Origin of the sequence: Pseudomonas sp. NPDC087342 (genome assembly GCF_044744265.1) — a bacterium.
GTDB classification, from domain to species: Bacteria; Pseudomonadota; Gammaproteobacteria; order Pseudomonadales; family Pseudomonadaceae; genus Aquipseudomonas; species Aquipseudomonas nunensis.
Genome location: NZ_JBIUXZ010000027.1, coordinates 67,231 through 83,926, shown reverse-complemented (window position 1 = coordinate 83,926; position 16,696 = coordinate 67,231). Strand labels below are relative to the sequence as shown.

Sequence of the window (16,696 nt, the reverse complement as noted above, 5' to 3'; positions counted from 1 at the left end):
AAATTCACGTTGTCGCTCACGGGTGTTGTTCCACTCACTAAAGTCTCGGTCATCATCGTCATGCGGCCACCTCGTCTCCGTCCCCTGTCAGGCTCTTGTAACGTTCGGCGAAGAAGCCCTGAACGTTGGCGCATTGTGCTTCCGTATCTTCCAAACGATTGAAGTGGGCGCGGAACTCCCTGGCGCCCGGCAAGGTTGCGAGATACCAGCCCACATGCTTTCGAGCAATGCGTACGCCCATGACATCTCCATAGAAGACGTGCAGCGCAGCCAGATGCTCTAGCAGAATGCGTTCCACCTCGATCAGTTCCAGCGCCGGGAGTTTCTCGCCGGTACGCAGGAAATGGTCGATCTCGCGAAAAATCCATGGCCGCCCCTGGGCAGCCCGGCCTACCAACAGGCCATCGGCACCGGTCGCGTCGAGCACGTACCGGGCCTTCTCGGGTGAATCAATGTCGCCATTGGCGAAGACCGGAATCGACACCGCCTGCTTGATCGCGGCAATCGTGTCGTACTCGGCTTCACCGGTGTACAGGTCGGCACGGGTGCGGCCATGGACCGCCAGCGCCGTAATGCCTGCCTGCTCGGCGATCTTCGCCACGGTCAGACCGTTCTTGTTGTCCCGGTCCCAACCCGTGCGGATCTTCAGGGTGACCGGCACATCAACCGCAGCCACCACGGCCTGCAGGATCTCGGTCACCAGTGCTTCATCTTTCAACAGCGCGGAACCGGCGGCCTTGTTGCAGACTTTTTTCGCCGGACAGCCCATGTTGATATCAATAATCTGTGCGCCCAGTTCGACATTGGCCCGGGCCGCATCCGCCAGCATCTGCGCATCGCCACCGGCGATCTGTACCGAGCGTGGCTCGGGATCACCTTCGTGAATCATGCGCATCCGCGATTTGCGGGTGTTCCACAAACTCATGTCGCTGGTGACCATTTCCGAGACTACAAGTCCTGCGCCCAGTCGCTTGCACAGCTGACGAAAGGGCTGGTCGGTGACCCCCGCCATCGGGGCGAGGATCAAGCCGTTGTGCAATGTATATGGACCGATGCGTACCGCCGACATAGGACTTCCCTGTTGTGGGGCCGGATCATGAGAGTTCGAAAAAGGGTTGGCATGATACCCGCTCTCGATGACTGGATAAAGGCTGAATTGAACAAAATCTGAACAGTTATTCTGTTATCGCCAGCGGTTTGGTCCAGGCGGGCAAAGTCAGAAAACCGCCGTCAATCCCAGAGCACTGAAGCGTTTCACTCGGGCGAATGGAAGCTCAGGCTGTAGTTCACCGCTTTGGGGCCTGGATCGAGGATATCCAGCGCGATGTGGATCGGCGTTTGGGGTGGCATCTCTGCCATCCCTTCGAGGTCGCCGTTGAGGTACTCGCCGGGTTTGAAGCGACGACTGGCGATCAGATGACCGTTGAGGTCGGCAAAGCGCAGTTCGAGCAATGGGAAAGGCTGGGAAAAAGCCGCGCGGTTATAAATGATGGCATCCACTACCAGCGCGCCGCTGAAGTCCGGATGGCTGCGCACCACCAGGTTGCTGCTTTTGACTTTGGCGATGTCGACCTTGGATGGCACAGTGCAGCCGATTTGCGGGCACAGTTGCTGGAACCAAGGGCGGTATTGGTCCTGGCGGGCCAGTTCTTCGAAATGGTAGGCGACGTACTGACCGGCAAGCGCGCCGGCGCCCAGCAGGATCAGCACCAGCCAGAAAAACCGTCGGCCCCAGGGCGAGCGGCGCTTTTGCCAATCGAGTTGCAGCGGGTCGTCGCTCAGGTCTTGCAAGGCGTCGACACGTTCCGTCGACTCGCTGCGTTCGTGTCGCTTGCGCAAGGGCGCAATCGGGGGCAGGTCGTCGTCAGGTGCGTCGGTTGCCGACAGGCGATCGTGGTGCAGGGGCATGTCGAGCGGATCATTCAGGCGCAATTGCGGCACATGCGGCTCGTCGTCCAGATCAACCGGTTCCAGCGAGAACGAAGGTTCAGTGCGCGACTGCTTGCTCGATTCTGCCTGCGTGTCCCGTTGGTCGGCTTCGACCGCCTGGGCACGATCCGCCGCCGATTCGCTGAAGAGACTGTCGGACCAGGGCTCTTCGTCGTGCTCCACAGAGTCGCGGCGAGCGCTGAGGCCGTTTTCGCGGTGCCGGCCAAATTCCGTGGTCGGCTGGATTTCTCGCTGCTCGAGTCGGGCGAGTTCCTGATCCAGGTCGAGGCTGTCCAGATCCATCTCGGTGGCCGACCACTGCTTTTGGCTGATGGCCCGTACCGGCGGCTCGACGACAGCCGGGGCGACCGGTTTGACCGCGTCCTTGCCGGCGCGCTGCTCAAGCAGTTGCTTGGCGGCGTTGAACACTTGCAGGCAGGAGCCACAGCGAACCACCCCACGGGCCACGCTCAATTGAGCATGGCTGACGCGGAAGCTGGTTTGGCAATGCGGGCACTGAGTGACGAAGCTGTCGGTCATGCGGCGATCCGGATTATGCAGGCGCTCATTCTAGCGCCGACGGCCAGTGATGCGCACCCAGCCATCACGATTGGCAATCGGGTCCAGATCGAAGTCCTGGGCGTAGGCCTTGGCGACTTCTTCACCTTGCTCGGCAAGGATGCCCGAGAGTGCCAGACGACCGCCCGGCTTGACCAGGCTGGACAGTTGCGGCGCCAGTGAAACCAGCGGGCCGGCGAGAATATTCGCGACCAGCACGTCCGCCTGAACCTGCGGCAGGTCTTCCGGCAGGTACAGCGGGAACAGCGCTTCGGCAATGTTGTTGCGCCCGGCGTTATCGCGGGAGGCTTCGAGGGCTTGCACGTCGATGTCGGTGCCGACGGCTTCCTTGGCGCCCAGCAGCAGGGCGGCGATGGCCAGAATCCCCGAGCCACAACCGAAGTCCAGCACATTGCAGTCCTTCAGGTCCTGGCCGTCGAGCCATTCCAGGCACAGCGCGGTAGTCGGATGGGTGCCGGTGCCGAACGCCAGGCCCGGGTCGAGCAGCAAATTCACCGCGTCCGGTTCAGGCGCGGCGTGCCAGCTCGGGACAATCCACAGGCGCTCACCAAAACGCATCGGCTGAAAGCCATCCATCCAACTACGTTCCCAGTCCTGGTCTTCGATGATTTCGCTGTGATGCTCCGGCAGTGGGCCGCCGGTCAGTAATTCCATGTGGGCCAATACGCTGGCGGCTTCGGTGCCGTCCTCGAACAGGGCCAGCAGATGGGTATGGGACCACAGCGGGGTGGTGTTGAGTTCCGGCTCGAAGATCGGCTGATCTTCGGCGTCCATGAAGGTCACCGACACGGCGCCCACTTCAAGGAAAGCGTCTTCGTAGGTTTCGGCTTGTTCTGGGCTGATGGCGAGACGGACTTGCAGCCAAGGCATGGCGGGCACCTTTGAAAAATATTGATTGCAGCCTAGCGGGCTGCGAGAAGCGCGCAAGTTTACGCGAGCGCGCGGCAGAAGACGACAAGGTCGGTGCATGCCGCGCCGACGTGCTCTTTGTAGGAGCGAGGCTTGCCCGCGAACCAGGCTGCGCGATCTATCAAGTAGGGCGCGTCATCGGTCTTCGCGGGCAAGCCTCGCTCCTACAGAGGTCAGTAATCTCCAGAAACAACAAAGCCGCTCGAAAGCGGCTTTGTTGGTCTGGATCACATCTTAATGCTGGTTAGCCAGCTTGTGTTCCAGGTAGTGGATGTTGATTCCACCTTTGCAGAAGCCTTCATCGCGGACCAGGTCGCGGTGCAGCGGGATGTTGGTCTTGATCCCGTCGACAACGATTTCGTCCAGCGCATTGCGCATGCGCGCCAGGGCTTCGTCACGGGTTGCGCCGTAGGTGATCAGCTTGCCGATCAACGAATCGTAGTTCGGCGGAACGGCATAGCCACTGTACAGGTGCGAATCGACGCGAACGCCGTTGCCGCCTGGAGCGTGGAAATGCTTGACCGTGCCCGGGCTTGGCATGAAGGTTTTCGGGTCTTCGGCGTTGATCCGGCATTCAAGTGCGTGACCGCGGATGACGACGTCTTCCTGGGTGTACGACAGCTTGTTGCCAGCGGCGATGCTGAGCATCTCCTTGACGATGTCGATGCCGGTAACCATTTCCGATACCGGGTGCTCAACCTGAACGCGGGTGTTCATTTCGATGAAATAGAACGCGCCGTTCTCGTACAGGAACTCGAAAGTACCTGCGCCACGGTAGTTGATGTCGATGCACGCCTTGACGCAGCGAGCGAGGACTTCAGCACGAGCCTTCTCGTCGATGCCCGGTGCCGGCGCTTCTTCGAGCACTTTCTGGTGACGACGTTGCAGCGAGCAATCGCGGTCGCCCAGATGGATCGCGTGACCCTGGCCATCGGAAAGCACCTGGACTTCCACGTGACGTGGGTTGGTCAGGAATTTTTCCAGATAGACCATCGGGTTGCCGAACGCCGCGCCAGCTTCGGAGCGGGTCAGTTTGGCCGAGGAGATCAGGTCTTCTTCTTTATGCACAACGCGCATGCCGCGACCACCACCGCCACCAGCGGCCTTGATGATCACCGGGTAGCCGACTTCACGGCCAATGCGCAGGGCGGTCTCTTCGTCTTCCGGCAGCGGGCCGTCGGAACCTGGAACGGTCGGTACGCCGGCAGCGATCATGGCGTGCTTGGCCGAAACCTTGTCGCCCATCAGGCGAATGGTGTCGGCTTTCGGGCCAATGAAAGCGAAGCCGGAGTTCTCGACCTGTTCGGCGAAATCGGCGTTTTCCGCGAGGAAACCGTAGCCTGGGTGAATGGCGGTAGCGCCGGTCACTTCAGCGGCGGCGATGATTGCCGGAATGTGCAGGTAAGACTTTGCAGCCGATGCCGGACCAATGCAGACGGATTCATCCGCCAGACCCAGGTGCATCAGCTCTTTGTCAGCCGTGGAATAAACGGCGACGGTCTTGATGCCCATCTCTTTGCAGGCACGCAGGATCCGCAGGGCGATCTCACCGCGGTTGGCGATCAGAACTTTTTCCAACTTCGCAGTCATCAAAGTCTCTCCGCGGTTCAAACGATGGTGAACAGCGGTTGGTCGTACTCAACCGGCTGGCCGTCTTCGACGAGGATGGATTCGATCACACCGCTGGTTTCAGCTTCGATGTGGTTCATCATCTTCATCGCTTCAACGATGCACAGGGTGTCGCCTTTCTTCACGGTCTGGCCAACTTCAACGAAGGACGGCGAGCTTGGCGAAGATTTGCGATAGAAGGTGCCGACCATTGGCGAACGGGCAACGGTGCCGTTCAGTACTGGTGCGGCCGGAGCAGCAGGGGCAGCGGCAGCAGCTGGAGCAGCGGCAACTGGTGCCGGTGCCGGAGCGTGCATTGGCGCTGGTGCGTAGTACTGCTGAGCCGGGGTCTTGCTGTGACGGCTGATGCGAACGGACTCTTCGCCTTCCTTGATCTCGAGCTCGTCGATGCCGGACTCTTCCAGCAATTCGATCAGTTTCTTAACTTTACGGATATCCATGAATCATCAACTCCCAAGGGTCGGTCAGGGGCGTTCAACGCTTGTTGTTCAAGCCGTTGCCTGTCTTTCAAGCTGCTCTAGTGCGGCCTCCAGGGCCAGTCGATAACCGCTGGCGCCAAGGCCGCAGATCACTCCCACCGCTATATCGGAGAAGTAAGAGTGATGGCGGAAAGGTTCGCGTTTGTGCACGTTAGACAAATGCACTTCGATGAATGGGATGCTCACCGCCAGCAGCGCGTCACGTAATGCGACGCTTGTGTGTGTAAAAGCTGCTGGATTGATCACGATGAAATCCACACCTTCGCCGCGAGCGGCGTGGATGCGATCGATCAATTCGTACTCGGCGTTGCTTTGCAGGTGCAGCAAATGATGGCCGGCTTCGCGGGCACGGCGTTCCAGGTCCTGGTTGATCTGCGCCAGTGTCGTAGCGCCGTAGGTGCCCGGTTCGCGGGTGCCGAGCAAGTTCAGGTTGGGTCCGTGCAGAACCAGTAGCGTCGCCATCTGCTGTTCCTTGTTATCTGTGTGCAATTGTCAGAACCCGGCGACTATGCCGCAAAGCCTTTGTGACTGTCCAGTTCTATGCAATAGCCAGCACGATGGCCGATGTTTGCGCGAAATTTGTGACCGGCTTATTAAATCCGGTCATTTGCTTTCGCAACACGTTCGGCGAAGTCTTTTGCATTGATCTCGCCAATGACCCGCACATCGGCGCGTTCGGCGCCGTCCTTGCCGAAAAACATCAGCGCCGGAGGGCCGAACAATTTATAGCGGTCGAGCAGGGCGCGTTGTTCGGCGTTGCTCGCGGTGATATCGAAGCGGATCAGGCGATAACCCTTGAGTCCTTCGACGACTTTGGCGTCATTCAGCACTTCGTGTTCGATGACTTTGCAACTGATGCACCAGTCGGCGTACCAGTCCAGCAGCAGCGGGGTGCCAGACGTTTTGGCTTCGGCGAGGACGCGGTCGAGGTCGGCCGGCGTGCTGACGGTTTGCCAGGTGCTGGTGTTTTGCGCCTGTCCGGTGGTCACAACGGTGCGCGGCTGGCCAATGGGATTAAGCGGATCGGTCTGGCCACTGAAGGCGCCGTACCAACAGGCCAGGGCATAAAACACCAGGAACATCCCCAGCAATTGCCCCAGGCGTTTTCGAGGAGGTTTGTAGACGAACTCCAGCGCGCCCATGAACAAACCGACGCCACCGGCCAACAAACCGACCAACAACAAGGTGATCTGGCCGGGTATCACTCGACTGAGCAAACCCACCGCCAACCCGAGCAGCAGTACGCCAATCGCATTCTTCACGTAAATCAGCCATGGCCCGCTTTTCGGCAACCACGCCGCGCCGCCGGTGGCCACCAGCAACAGCGGCGTGCCCATGCCCAGGCCCAGCACAAACAGTTTCAAACCGCCGCCCAAGGCATCGCCGCTGGCGCTGATGTACAGCAACGCACCGGCCAACGGCGCCGAAACGCAAGGCGAAACCAACAGGCTGGAAACCACGCCCAGCACCGCAGCGCCCCACAGTGAGCCGCCTTCGGTGCGTCCGGCAATCCTGTCGAGTCGGCTGCTGATGAAGTGCGGCAGTTTCAGTTCGAAGACGCCGAACATCGCCAGCGCAAACACTGCAAAGAACGTCGCGAACGGCACCAGCACCCAGGCCGATTGCAGGCGCGCCTGAAGATTGAGCTGCGCGCCGAACATCCCCATCAACGCACCGAGCAGGGCGAAACACGCGGCCATCGGCAGCACGTAGGCCAACGACAAATTGAAACCGCGCAGCCCGCCAACCTGGCCACGCAACACCACGCCGGAAAGAATCGGCAGCATCGGCAGTACGCAAGGCGTGAACGTCAGGCCCAGGCCGGCGAGGAAGAACAGCGCCAGTTCGCGCCAGCTCCAGCTCGCGGTTGTGCTGACGACTTTGTCGGCGACCACTGCACCACTGCCGTCAATGCTCAACCGCTCGGTTTCCGGCGGATAGCACAGGCCTTTGTCGGCGCAGCCCTGATAAGTCACGGCCAGGGTGAATGCGCGTTGATCAGTGCGTGGCAGTTCTACATCGAGGATCCCGTGGTAAACCTCTACATCGCCGAAGTACTCATCGTGCTTCTTTTCACCGTCGGGAAGTTGCGCAGTGCCCAGCGTGACATCGGCCGGATCGGCGCGAAACTGGAAGCGGTGGCGGTAGAGGTAATAACCCTCGGTGGCGACGAAACGCAACTTGATCGATTGCGGCGTGCTGTCTACCAGGCTCAGTTGGAAGGCTTCGCGCACCGGCAGGAAGTCGGCGCTGTTATTGATCGAGCCCAGTGTCGAACTGGGCCGACTGTCCAGCAACCCGGTGGCGGAGGCCGGCAGGGCGAGCACTAAAAGCAGCAGGCAAAGCAAACGGCGCATGACAATCTCGCGTATCGGAAGTGTGGGCATGATAGCGGACAGTCGGCGGGTGTGCAGGGCCTGGAATTCTGTGGTGATTGTTCTGGCGCCTTCGCGAGCAAGCCCGCTCCCACATTGGGAACGCATTCCAAATGTAGGAGCGAGGCTTGCCCGCGAAGAACGATAACGCGGTGTGCCTGAAAGACCGCGTCGCCTGGTTCGCGGGCAAGCCTCGCTCCTACGGGTATTGGGTGTTCTGTTAGACGCGGAAGGCTTGGACGGCGGTATGCAATCGCCCGCCCAACACCAACAGATTCTCCCCTTGCTCCCGCCCTTGACCAATGCGTAACAAGTTATCCCCACCCAACTGGTGAATCCGCTCGCTGTGATCGCGGATCTCGCTGACCGCACCGCTCTGTTGCGCCGTGACGTCTGCGATGCGCACTGCCGTGTCGGCAATGGTCTGGATCGCCCCGACGATTTTATCCAGCGCACCGTCAGCCGCTTGCGCCTGGTTGGCGGTGGCTTCGGCGTGTTCGACTTGGGCGCGCATGCCTTCCACCGATTGCCGCGCGGCGGTTTGCAGGCCGGCGATCAAGGTCTGGATCTCGGACGTGGCACCGGCAGTGCGTTGTGCCAGCGAGCGCACTTCTTCGGCGACCACTGCAAAACCGCGACCCATCTCCCCGGCGCGTGCCGCTTCGATCGCCGCGTTCAGCGCCAGCAGGTTGGTCTGGTCGGCAATCGAGCGGATCACCGTCAGCACGCCGCCGATGGTCGCCGACTCTTCGGCCAGGTGTTCAATCATCTGCGCGTTGCCTTGCACTTCGCCGACCAACGCATGCAACCCGGTCAGGCTCAGGCCGATGACTTTCTGCCCCTGTTCCACCGCCAGCCCGGCATTGCGACTGGCGTCAGCAGCCTGGCTGGCATCGCCGGCCACTTGCTGGATGGTGGCTTCAAGTTCGCCGAGGGAATCGCGGATCAACGCGGTGTCGCCGGCCTGATGTTCGGCGCCGCTGTGCAGGTCGTTGCTCAGCTCGGCCAGGGTTCGGCTGCTGCCAGCGACCTGCTCGGCATTGAGGCGAATGGTCCCCACCAGATCCACCAGATAGGCGCGCAAGCGGTTAAGCGAAGCCTGGATGTCATGCAATTCGCGGTTGGTCTTGCCCAGTTGAATGTCCTGGCTGAAGTCGCCCTCGGCCCAAGTCGACAGGGCGGGCGCCAGATTGGTCAGGGTGCGGGCCAGGCGTCGTTGCAGGGTGTCGATCAGCAGCGCGATCAGCAGAATCAGGCCGATCATCAGCCCTTGCATCAAGCGCACTTCGCCTTGGATTTGCCCGTGTTGGGCGCGCACCACGGGTTCGAGGCCGGCGATGGCTTGTTGCACGGCGGTGATTTTCGTGTGCGTCGCGGCGCTCAGGTCGGCGCGTTTCTGAATCTGATCGCGGGTGCGCGCCAGTTCCGCCGGGTAACGGGTGAGCAGGCTGTTGAGTTCGCGCTTGAGGCCGACACCGGCATCTTCGGCCACGGCTTTTTCGGTGTTCTCCAGCCCCATCAGCGAGGCGAAGTCATCGGTGCTCGATTCGCTGCTGGTGGTCACGCCGAGCAGCGGCAAAGCATCCAGTTGCTCGGCCTGGGTGCGGATGTTGGCGACTTCACGCTCGACATCGGCGGCCAGTTCGCTGCGACCGCTGCTGACCAGTTTGTCCCTTGCCAGGGACAGCTTGCCCAAGTGCTGGGAGGCGGCGAGCAGCGGAGCCAGATACGTCGCGTTGGCGCTGGCATATTGGCTGAGTTGGTCGAGGCTCGCGCCCAACTCCCGTTCAGCCTGCAGCAACAGCGCTTGCGGATCGCCCGCAAGTTTGCCAGCGGCCAGCAGGTCGGTCTTGCTGAATTCTTCCAGGCTCGACAGGCTCGGGCGCAAGGTTTCGGCCAAGGCCGGCGGCAGTTCGGTGAGTTCTTTTTGCAAGCCGTCGATGGCCTGGCTTGCGCTGCTCAGGCGCAAGGCATCACCGCTGGACAGGTAATCCTCGACGTTGCGCGCCACTTCATTTTGAAATTGCTGGGACAAACCCAAGTAGCGCTCCATCAATAGATAGGGGCGCTCCAGGGCTTTTTGCGACCACCACAGCGTGGCGCCGAGGGCGACGCACACGGCGACAAGCAGGAGGGTATTGAGATTGGTCAGCAGCTTCAGGCGCATGGCAGATCTACCAACGGCAGAATGGTAAGCGCCTGAATTTATTGCGTTTGTGTTACAGGGTTATGACCGACTCGGTGGATTCCGATGAAAAAGTGGCACTTTGCTTTGACGCCCGCGCAGCCTGCACACGATTGCGTCCGGCGTCTTTGGCGCGGTACAGCGCCTCGTCCGCCTGGCTGGCCATCATCAGGCTGTCGGAATCTTCGCGCAGCTCGACCACCCCGGCGCTGAACGTGCACCAAAGGTCCTGCGGCTGGGCCGGGTAGTGAATTTCGGCAAAGCGCTGACGGATCTCGTCGAGCACCTTGTGGGCCGATTCGACATCGGTGTCCGGCATGACGATGGCGAATTCTTCGCCGCCGTAACGGCCAATGAAGTCGGTCTTGCGCAGCCGCTGCTTGAGAAACAGCGCCAGGCTCTTGATCACCCGGTCGCCCATGGGGTGGCCGTGGCTGTCGTTGACCCGTTTGAAGTGATCGATGTCGAGCATCGCAAAGCTCAGCGGCTTGCTCTCGCGGCGAGCGCGGAACGAGCAGTCTTCGAGCAATTGCAGAATATGAGTGTGGTTGTATAAACCGGTGAGGCTGTCACGGACCATCCGCGCCTTCAGGTTGCGCGCCCGGGCTGCGCGGTTGCGCACGGTGGTGATCAGGTGCCGAGGCTTGATTGGCTTGGTCAGGAAGTCATCGCCGCCTTCGCTCATGGCGTCGAGCTGCTTGTCCAGGTCGTCTTCGGCCGACAGGTAAATGATCGGCACGCTGACGTAACGGTCGTTGTGGCGGATCACCTTGGCCAGTTCGGTCCCGGTGCAGGCTGGCATGTACATGTCGAGGATGATCAGGTCAGGCTGGAAATCTGCCAATTCCGCCATGGCCTGGATCGGCTCGATCAAGGTCCGCGTGACAATCCCGGCGCTGTTGAGCAGGCGCTCGGTGTGCAAGGCCTGGGCACGGGAGTCGTCGATGATCAGCACTTTATACGGTTCGTACTGGGCGACGCAGGTCAGGACTTCGATCTTCTCCAGCAGGCTCGACGCTTCGAGGGTGCCGGTAAGGAATTCCTGGCCGCCGGCGCGCACGGCAGCGAGCCGGGTCGGGGTGTCGGTTTCGTGCAGGCTGAAAAACAACAGTGGCAAGGGTTCGTCGAGACCGACCTGGGCTTCGGCGGCCAGTTTCAGGCCGATGCCGGGACCGCTGAAGTCCACGTCCATGACAATCGCCGCCGGCAGGCGCTCGACCATCGAGGAGCGAAACGCCGAGACGCTGTCCAGGGACTGGGCGCTGAGCCCGAAGAATTCCAGTTGTTTGGCCAGCCGCTCGGCGCGATCGTGATCTTGCAGCATCACGTAGATCGGTTTTCGCAGCGGTGGCAGGAACGTCTGGTCCAGTTGATCACCGTGACGCAGGCCGGTGCGCGACAAGCGCTGCATCAAACGGTTGAGGTCAGTGATCAGGCCGCTGCTCAGGCGTCCGCGATTGGCGTCCACGGCTTCCAGCGACTGGCCGATGTGGCGCGCCAGTTGCGAGTGTTCCGGTTGTTCGAAGCGTTCGGCAAAACGCAGCAGGCGCAGGTTGGCCTCGCTCAGCTCGGACAAATCGGTAGTGGACCACTCGCTGCGTTGCAGGCGCTGCCATATCTCAAGAATCTGACGTGCCTGATGAATTACCCGCTGGGCAAAGTGGTGCTTGAGGCGCTCACGGCTGGGGTCTTCTGGCTCGGTCATATCCTGACTACTAGTTAGGGTGCATGCTGAGATCGACTGGTGGCTCTATGCTAGCACCTCTTTTCCGTAACATGAGTGTCGTACGTCAATAATCTGCAAAGCGACCTCATTCAGTTCCTGACCGACTGGTCGCATAGGTCCTTGTAGCAGCTGGCGAAGCCTGCGTTCGGCGGCGAAGCCGTCGTGAAATCAGGCAGCTCGGTGTTCCAGGAAGACCTCGTGCTCAGGTTTCACGACTGCTGCGCAGCCGAACGCAGCCTCGCAGGCTCGGCAGCTGCTACAAAGTCTGTGCTTCATTTATAGTGACGCCTCGATCACTGCGATTGTATGGCTCGCTGTTTCGCGCAGGATTTAGGCGCGGTAAAAAGCGGCACGATGGCGTAGGGTTGTGGTCGAACCGATGAACTCAAGTGATTGAAAGGATATCGCCATGCTGGACTGGAAGAACCGCGCGGGCAGCGCACCTGAACGTGCCGCTGAACCGAAATCGGCCACCCGCAGCTATATCAGCGGCCTGTTGTTCAGCCGGGCGCTGGCCACTCTGATTGTCATTTACCTGTTGGTGACCATTGGCCTGGGTTGGTACTGGAGCGAAGAGCCTGCGCTGTTTCCGGTCCAGCAAAATGCCCAAGTGGCTGCTGAGCAACAAGGCAAGCAGATGGTCGTCGGCTACACCACGGTGGAAACCCTCAAGACCGTCGCCGGCACGTTGCTGACCAAACCGGGCGGCTACATTTCCAACGACCGCTTCCCGCCGGGACTGTGGATGGACAACATGCCGAGCTGGGAATATGGCGTGCTGGTCCAGGTCCGCGACCTGACCCGTGCCCTGCGTAAAGACTTTGCGCGCTCGCAATCACAGTCGGCGGAAGATTCCGATTTGGCCAAGGCCGAGCCGCGTTTCAACTTCGATAACAAGAGCTGGGTGTTGCCATCCAGTGAGTCGGAATATCAGGAAGGCATCAATTCCCTGAGCCGCTACCAGGCGCGCCTGTCCGATCCGGCGCAGAAAAACGCCTTGTTCTATGCGCGTGCCGACAACCTGAACAACTGGCTGGGTGACGTCGGGACCCGTTTGGGTTCGCTGTCGCAACGCCTGTCGGCCAGTGTTGGCCGGGTCAAGCTCAACACTTCGCTGAAAACCGAAGTGGTGGTGCCGGGCCAAGTGCCGCAGGTTGACGAGGAAATCGTCGAAACCCCGTGGATGCAGATCGACAACGTGTTCTATGAAGCTCGCGGTCAGGCCTGGGCCTTGTCCCATCTGCTGCGCGCCATCGAAGTCGACTTCGCCGACGTACTGGCGAAGAAAAACGCCACGGTCAGCGTGCGCCAGATCATTCGTGAGCTGGAGGCTTCGCAAGAGCCGGTCTGGAGCCCTATGATCCTCAACGGCAGCGGCTTCGGGGTGCTGGCCAACCACTCGCTGGTCATGGCCAACTATATTTCCCGGGCCAACGCGGCCGTGATCGATCTGCGTCAACTGCTCAATCAGGGCTGAGTCATGGTCGATAAAGCCAAAGAGGCCGCCCATCGCGCGGCCTCGGATGCCGAACAGATCGCCTGGGTCGACGAGCAGGACAACCTGCTCGGCGCTCTGGTGCGCAGCGATTTGCGCGAACGCGGGCTGATCGGGCGCGGCACCTACATCATGCTGTTCAACTCGGCCGGTGAGCTTTGCGTGCATCGACGCACCCTGAGCAAAGCCATTTATCCCGGTTATTGGGATGTGGCGGCGGGGGGCATGGTCCAGGCTAACGAAAGTTATGCCGAGTCCGCCGCCCGTGAGCTGGAAGAAGAGTTGGGTGTGAGTGGTGTCGAATTGACCGCCCATGATCATTTTTTCTTCGAAGACACCGGCAATCGTCTGTGGTGTTCGGCGTTTTCGGCGGTGTGGGACGGCCCATTGATCCTGCAACCTGAAGAGGTGCTCGAAGCGCGGTTTATCCCGATCGATCAGGTGATGCTGGAAATCCAGCAAAAGCCTTATTGCCCGGACTCTTTGGCGGCGTTGAAGCGTTATCTGAAGGCGCAGCAAAGCGGCGTCGCAAAAGAGGCATAAATTGGCGCTGATTGGCTCTTAGCAAGTCGGCTTTTTGCCGTTACACTGCGCGACCTTTTCAAACTGAACCGGTATGGCTCTTTGTAGGAGCGAAGCTTGCTCGCGAAGACGGCGGCACATCCAAAATGGATGGGCCTGACACACCGCTTTCGCGAGCAAGCTTCGCTCCTACAGGGTTTTACCGGTTCAGTAGCGCTGCCCCTGCCTGAGTGGGGCTTCGCGGTCGATGGCACTTGCCCAAGTGCCGCGACCAGTCTTTGTCCTCCCAAGAGGATTGCCGGTGGCCAAAAAAGCCGCATCCTTCGCCGCCCTTGGTGGCCTGGTATTTTCCACCGACGCAGGTCGTCATTGCCCGGATTGCAGCAAACCGGTGGACGCCTGTATCTGCAAACAAACCGTGATCCCGGCCGGCGACGGCATTGCGCGCGTGCGTCGCGAAAGCAAGGGCCGTGGCGGCAAGACGGTGACCACCATCACCGGCGTGCCGTTGGCCCTCGACGAGCTCACGGCCCTGGCCACCACGTTGAAGAAACGTTGCGGCACCGGCGGTGCGTTGAAAGACGGCATCATCGAAATCCAGGGCGATCATGTCGAGCTACTCTTGGCTGAGCTGATCAAACTGGGTTTCAAGGCGAAGAAGTCCGGCGGCTAGCAGCTTCTGTGAAAACCACCCTCGGCTTGATCCGGTCCTGACAGCAGGCCTGGCGTCGCCCACATGGTTTTCACAGAGCCTGTTCTGACTGGTTTCTAAACTCACTGCAGTCAGCGAGGTCTATCCCTCGTTGACGAACCGTCATTTTCATACTTTAGACTGCGCCGGCCTGAACCCAGGCGACGCTCTATGACTTCTTTATAGGGGACTTCGATGTCCGTAAGACGCACACGCAAAGACGATGGCAGCCAATGGACAGTTGCGGACAGCCGCAGTGTTTACGGGATTCGCCATTGGGGGGCCGGATATTTCGCGATCAATGACGCCGGTCGCGTCGAAGTTCGTCCGAACGGTCCGACCAGTTCGCCTATCGACCTGTTCGAGCAAGTCGACCAGCTGCGCAAGAGCGGTTTGTCCTTGCCATTGCTGGTGCGTTTCCCGGATATCCTGCAAGACCGCGTGCGTCAGCTGACCGGCGCTTTCGATTCCAACATCGAACGCCTGGAATACCAGAGCAAGTACACCGCGCTGTACCCGATCAAGGTCAACCAGCAAGAAGCGGTGATCGAGAACATCATCGCCACCCAAGACGTTTCCATCGGCCTGGAAGCCGGCTCCAAGCCTGAGCTGCTGGCGGTGCTGGCGCTGGCGCCGAAGGGCGGCACCATCGTCTGCAACGGTTACAAGGACCGTGAGTTCATCCGTTTGGCGCTGATGGGCCAGAAGCTCGGCCACAACGTGTTCATCGTGATCGAGAAAGAATCCGAAGTTGAGCTGGTGATCGAAGAAGCCGCCTCGCTGAAGGTCAAGCCTCAGGTCGGTCTGCGCGTGCGCTTGTCGTCCCTGGCATCGTCCAAGTGGGCGGACACCGGTGGCGAGAAATCCAAGTTCGGTCTGTCGGCGGCGCAACTGCTGTCGGTGGTCGAGCGTTTCCGCGCCGCTGGCCTGGATCAAGGCATTCGCCTGCTGCACTTCCACATGGGTTCGCAGATCGCCAACCTGGCGGACTACCAGCACGGTTTCAAGGAAGCGATCCGCTACTACGGCGAACTGCGCAACCTGGGCCTGCCGGTGGACCACATCGACGTCGGTGGTGGCCTGGGCGTGGACTACGACGGTACGCACTCGCGTAACGCCAGCTCGATCAACTACGACATGGACGATTACGCCGGTGTCGTGGTCGGGATGCTCAAGGAATTCTGCGACGCGCAGAGCCTGCCGCACCCGAACATCTTTTCCGAGAGCGGCCGTTCCCTGACCGCCCACCACGCCATGCTGGTGGTGCAGGTGACTGACGTCGAGAAACACAACGACGACGTGCCGGTCATCGAAAACAAGGAATCGCTGCCGGAAACCGTGCAATGGCTGGTTGACCTGCTGGGTCCGACCGACATTGAAATGGTTACCGAAACCTACTGGCGCGCCACGCACTACATGAGTGACATCGCGACCCAGTACGCCGATGGCAAGCTGACCCTGGCGGAAAAAGCCCTGGCCGAGCAATGCTACTTCGCCGTCTGCCGTCGCCTGCACAACTCGTTGAAGGCCCGTCAGCGCTCCCATCGCCAGGTGCTCGACGAACTCAACGACAAGCTTGCCGACAAGTACATCTGCAACTTCTCGGTATTCCAGAGCCTGCCGGACACCTGGGCCATCGGCCAGGTCCTGCCGATCCTGCCGCTGCACCGTCTCGACGAAGAGCCGATGCGCCGTGCGGTGCTGCAAGACCTGACTTGCGACTCCGACGGCAAGATCAAGCAATACGTCGATGAGCAAAGCATCGAAACCAGCCTGCCGGTCCACGGCTTGAATGAAGGTGAGGACTACCTGCTGGGGATCTTCCTGGTCGGCGCCTACCAGGAAATTCTCGGCGACATGCACAACCTGTTCGGTGACACCGACTCGGTGAACATCTACCAGAATGCCGATGGCAGCGTGTACCACGCCGGTATCGAGACCCACGACACTATCGAAGACATGCTGCGCTACGTGCACTTGTCGCCGGAAGAGTTGATGACCCACTACCGTGACAAGTGCGCCAGTGCGCGCATCACCGCGGCCGAGCGGACCCAGTTCCTCGACGCACTGCGCCTGGGCCTGACCCGTTCGTCTTACCTGTCTTCTTGAGGTAAGGCACCGTTCCCATCAGGTTGTCTGAAAATGTTCCGCACAGCGCGGAAATTTCAGATGACCTG

13 protein-coding genes are annotated in these 16,696 nt (G+C 60.5%); 4 read left to right on the top strand and 9 right to left on the bottom strand.

Annotated elements, in window-relative coordinates; translation table 11 throughout:
• Nucleotides 1-58: 58 nt before the first annotated feature.
• From dusB to gcbA, 9 genes are all read right to left on the bottom strand, one after another.
• Nucleotides 59-1,069 (bottom strand): tRNA dihydrouridine synthase DusB, encoded by a 1,011-nt coding sequence (dusB, locus tag ACIOYV_RS29470; RefSeq protein WP_008153758.1) that lies wholly within the window; start codon nucleotides 1,067-1,069, stop codon nucleotides 59-61.
• A gap of 185 nt (nucleotides 1,070-1,254) precedes the next feature.
• The gene (locus ACIOYV_RS29465) at nucleotides 1,255-2,469 is read right to left on the bottom strand and encodes a DUF3426 domain-containing protein (protein WP_401329481.1); all 1,215 of its coding nucleotides are present in this window, start codon (nucleotides 2,467-2,469) and stop codon (nucleotides 1,255-1,257) included.
• 30 nt (nucleotides 2,470-2,499) lie between these two features.
• Entirely contained in the window at nucleotides 2,500-3,378 is an 879-nt protein-coding gene (gene prmA / locus ACIOYV_RS29460) for a 50S ribosomal protein L11 methyltransferase (protein WP_054044027.1), read from the bottom strand.
• Between the two features lie 273 nt (nucleotides 3,379-3,651).
• Nucleotides 3,652-5,007, bottom strand: coding sequence for an acetyl-CoA carboxylase biotin carboxylase subunit (gene accC / locus ACIOYV_RS29455; RefSeq protein WP_054044025.1), 1,356 nt, complete (start codon nucleotides 5,005-5,007; stop codon nucleotides 3,652-3,654).
• 17 nt (nucleotides 5,008-5,024) lie between these two features.
• On the bottom strand, nucleotides 5,025-5,486 hold the full coding sequence (gene accB / locus ACIOYV_RS29450) for an acetyl-CoA carboxylase biotin carboxyl carrier protein (protein WP_163908108.1): 462 nt from the start codon (nucleotides 5,484-5,486) through the stop codon (nucleotides 5,025-5,027).
• A gap of 48 nt (nucleotides 5,487-5,534) precedes the next feature.
• Nucleotides 5,535-5,987: a type II 3-dehydroquinate dehydratase gene (gene aroQ, locus ACIOYV_RS29445; RefSeq protein WP_054044023.1), complete on the bottom strand. Its 453-nt coding sequence runs from the start codon at nucleotides 5,985-5,987 to the stop codon at nucleotides 5,535-5,537.
• 131 nt (nucleotides 5,988-6,118) lie between these two features.
• Nucleotides 6,119-7,882, bottom strand: a complete 1,764-nt coding sequence (locus ACIOYV_RS29440) for a protein-disulfide reductase DsbD (protein ID WP_401329475.1) — start codon at nucleotides 7,880-7,882, stop codon at nucleotides 6,119-6,121.
• A gap of 238 nt (nucleotides 7,883-8,120) precedes the next feature.
• A complete protein-coding gene (locus tag ACIOYV_RS29435; protein ID WP_401329492.1) occupies nucleotides 8,121-9,164 on the bottom strand; it encodes a methyl-accepting chemotaxis protein in 1,044 nt (347 codons plus the stop codon).
• A gap of 955 nt (nucleotides 9,165-10,119) precedes the next feature.
• Nucleotides 10,120-11,790 carry a diguanylate cyclase GcbA gene (gene gcbA, locus ACIOYV_RS29430; RefSeq protein WP_163908113.1) on the bottom strand — a complete coding sequence of 557 codons (1,671 nt, stop codon included), beginning with the start codon at nucleotides 11,788-11,790 and terminating at the stop codon, nucleotides 10,120-10,122.
• A 430-nt stretch (nucleotides 11,791-12,220) separates the two neighbouring features.
• Between gcbA and ACIOYV_RS29425 the strand changes: the two genes are divergently transcribed.
• From ACIOYV_RS29425 to speA, 4 genes are all read left to right on the top strand, one after another.
• Entirely contained in the window at nucleotides 12,221-13,288 is a 1,068-nt protein-coding gene (locus ACIOYV_RS29425) for a DUF2333 family protein (RefSeq protein WP_054044019.1), read from the top strand.
• 3 nt (nucleotides 13,289-13,291) lie between these two features.
• On the top strand, nucleotides 13,292-13,849 hold the full coding sequence (locus ACIOYV_RS29420; protein ID WP_401329471.1) for an NUDIX hydrolase: 558 nt from the start codon (nucleotides 13,292-13,294) through the stop codon (nucleotides 13,847-13,849).
• A gap of 280 nt (nucleotides 13,850-14,129) precedes the next feature.
• Complete coding sequence (locus ACIOYV_RS29415) at nucleotides 14,130-14,501, top strand: translation initiation factor Sui1 (RefSeq protein ID WP_054044017.1); 372 nt, start codon at nucleotides 14,130-14,132, stop codon at nucleotides 14,499-14,501.
• A gap of 213 nt (nucleotides 14,502-14,714) precedes the next feature.
• Nucleotides 14,715-16,628 (top strand): arginine decarboxylase, encoded by a 1,914-nt coding sequence (gene speA, locus ACIOYV_RS29410; RefSeq protein WP_054044016.1) that lies wholly within the window; start codon nucleotides 14,715-14,717, stop codon nucleotides 16,626-16,628.
• Nucleotides 16,629-16,696 lie beyond the last annotated feature (68 nt).

Coding starts and splice junctions, on each gene's coding strand:
- dusB (WP_008153758.1), bottom strand. CDS start 1,069: ATGTCGGCGGTACGCATCGGTCCATATACATTGCACAACGGCTTGATC.
- ACIOYV_RS29465 (WP_401329481.1), bottom strand. CDS start 2,469: ATGACCGACAGCTTCGTCACTCAGTGCCCGCATTGCCAAACCAGCTTC.
- prmA (WP_054044027.1), bottom strand. CDS start 3,378: ATGCCTTGGCTGCAAGTCCGTCTCGCCATCAGCCCAGAACAAGCCGAA.
- accC (WP_054044025.1), bottom strand. CDS start 5,007: ATGACTGCGAAGTTGGAAAAAGTTCTGATCGCCAACCGCGGTGAGATC.
- accB (WP_163908108.1), bottom strand. CDS start 5,486: ATGGATATCCGTAAAGTTAAGAAACTGATCGAATTGCTGGAAGAGTCC.
- aroQ (WP_054044023.1), bottom strand. CDS start 5,987: ATGGCGACGCTACTGGTTCTGCACGGACCCAACCTGAACTTGCTCGGC.
- ACIOYV_RS29440 (WP_401329475.1), bottom strand. CDS start 7,882: ATGCGCCGTTTGCTTTGCCTGCTGCTTTTAGTGCTCGCCCTGCCGGCC.
- ACIOYV_RS29435 (WP_401329492.1), bottom strand. CDS start 9,164: ATGATCGGCCTGATTCTGCTGATCGCGCTGCTGATCGACACCCTGCAA.
- gcbA (WP_163908113.1), bottom strand. CDS start 11,790: ATGACCGAGCCAGAAGACCCCAGCCGTGAGCGCCTCAAGCACCACTTT.
- ACIOYV_RS29425 (WP_054044019.1), top strand. CDS start 12,221: ATGCTGGACTGGAAGAACCGCGCGGGCAGCGCACCTGAACGTGCCGCT.
- ACIOYV_RS29420 (WP_401329471.1), top strand. CDS start 13,292: ATGGTCGATAAAGCCAAAGAGGCCGCCCATCGCGCGGCCTCGGATGCC.
- speA (WP_054044016.1), top strand. CDS start 14,715: ATGTCCGTAAGACGCACACGCAAAGACGATGGCAGCCAATGGACAGTT.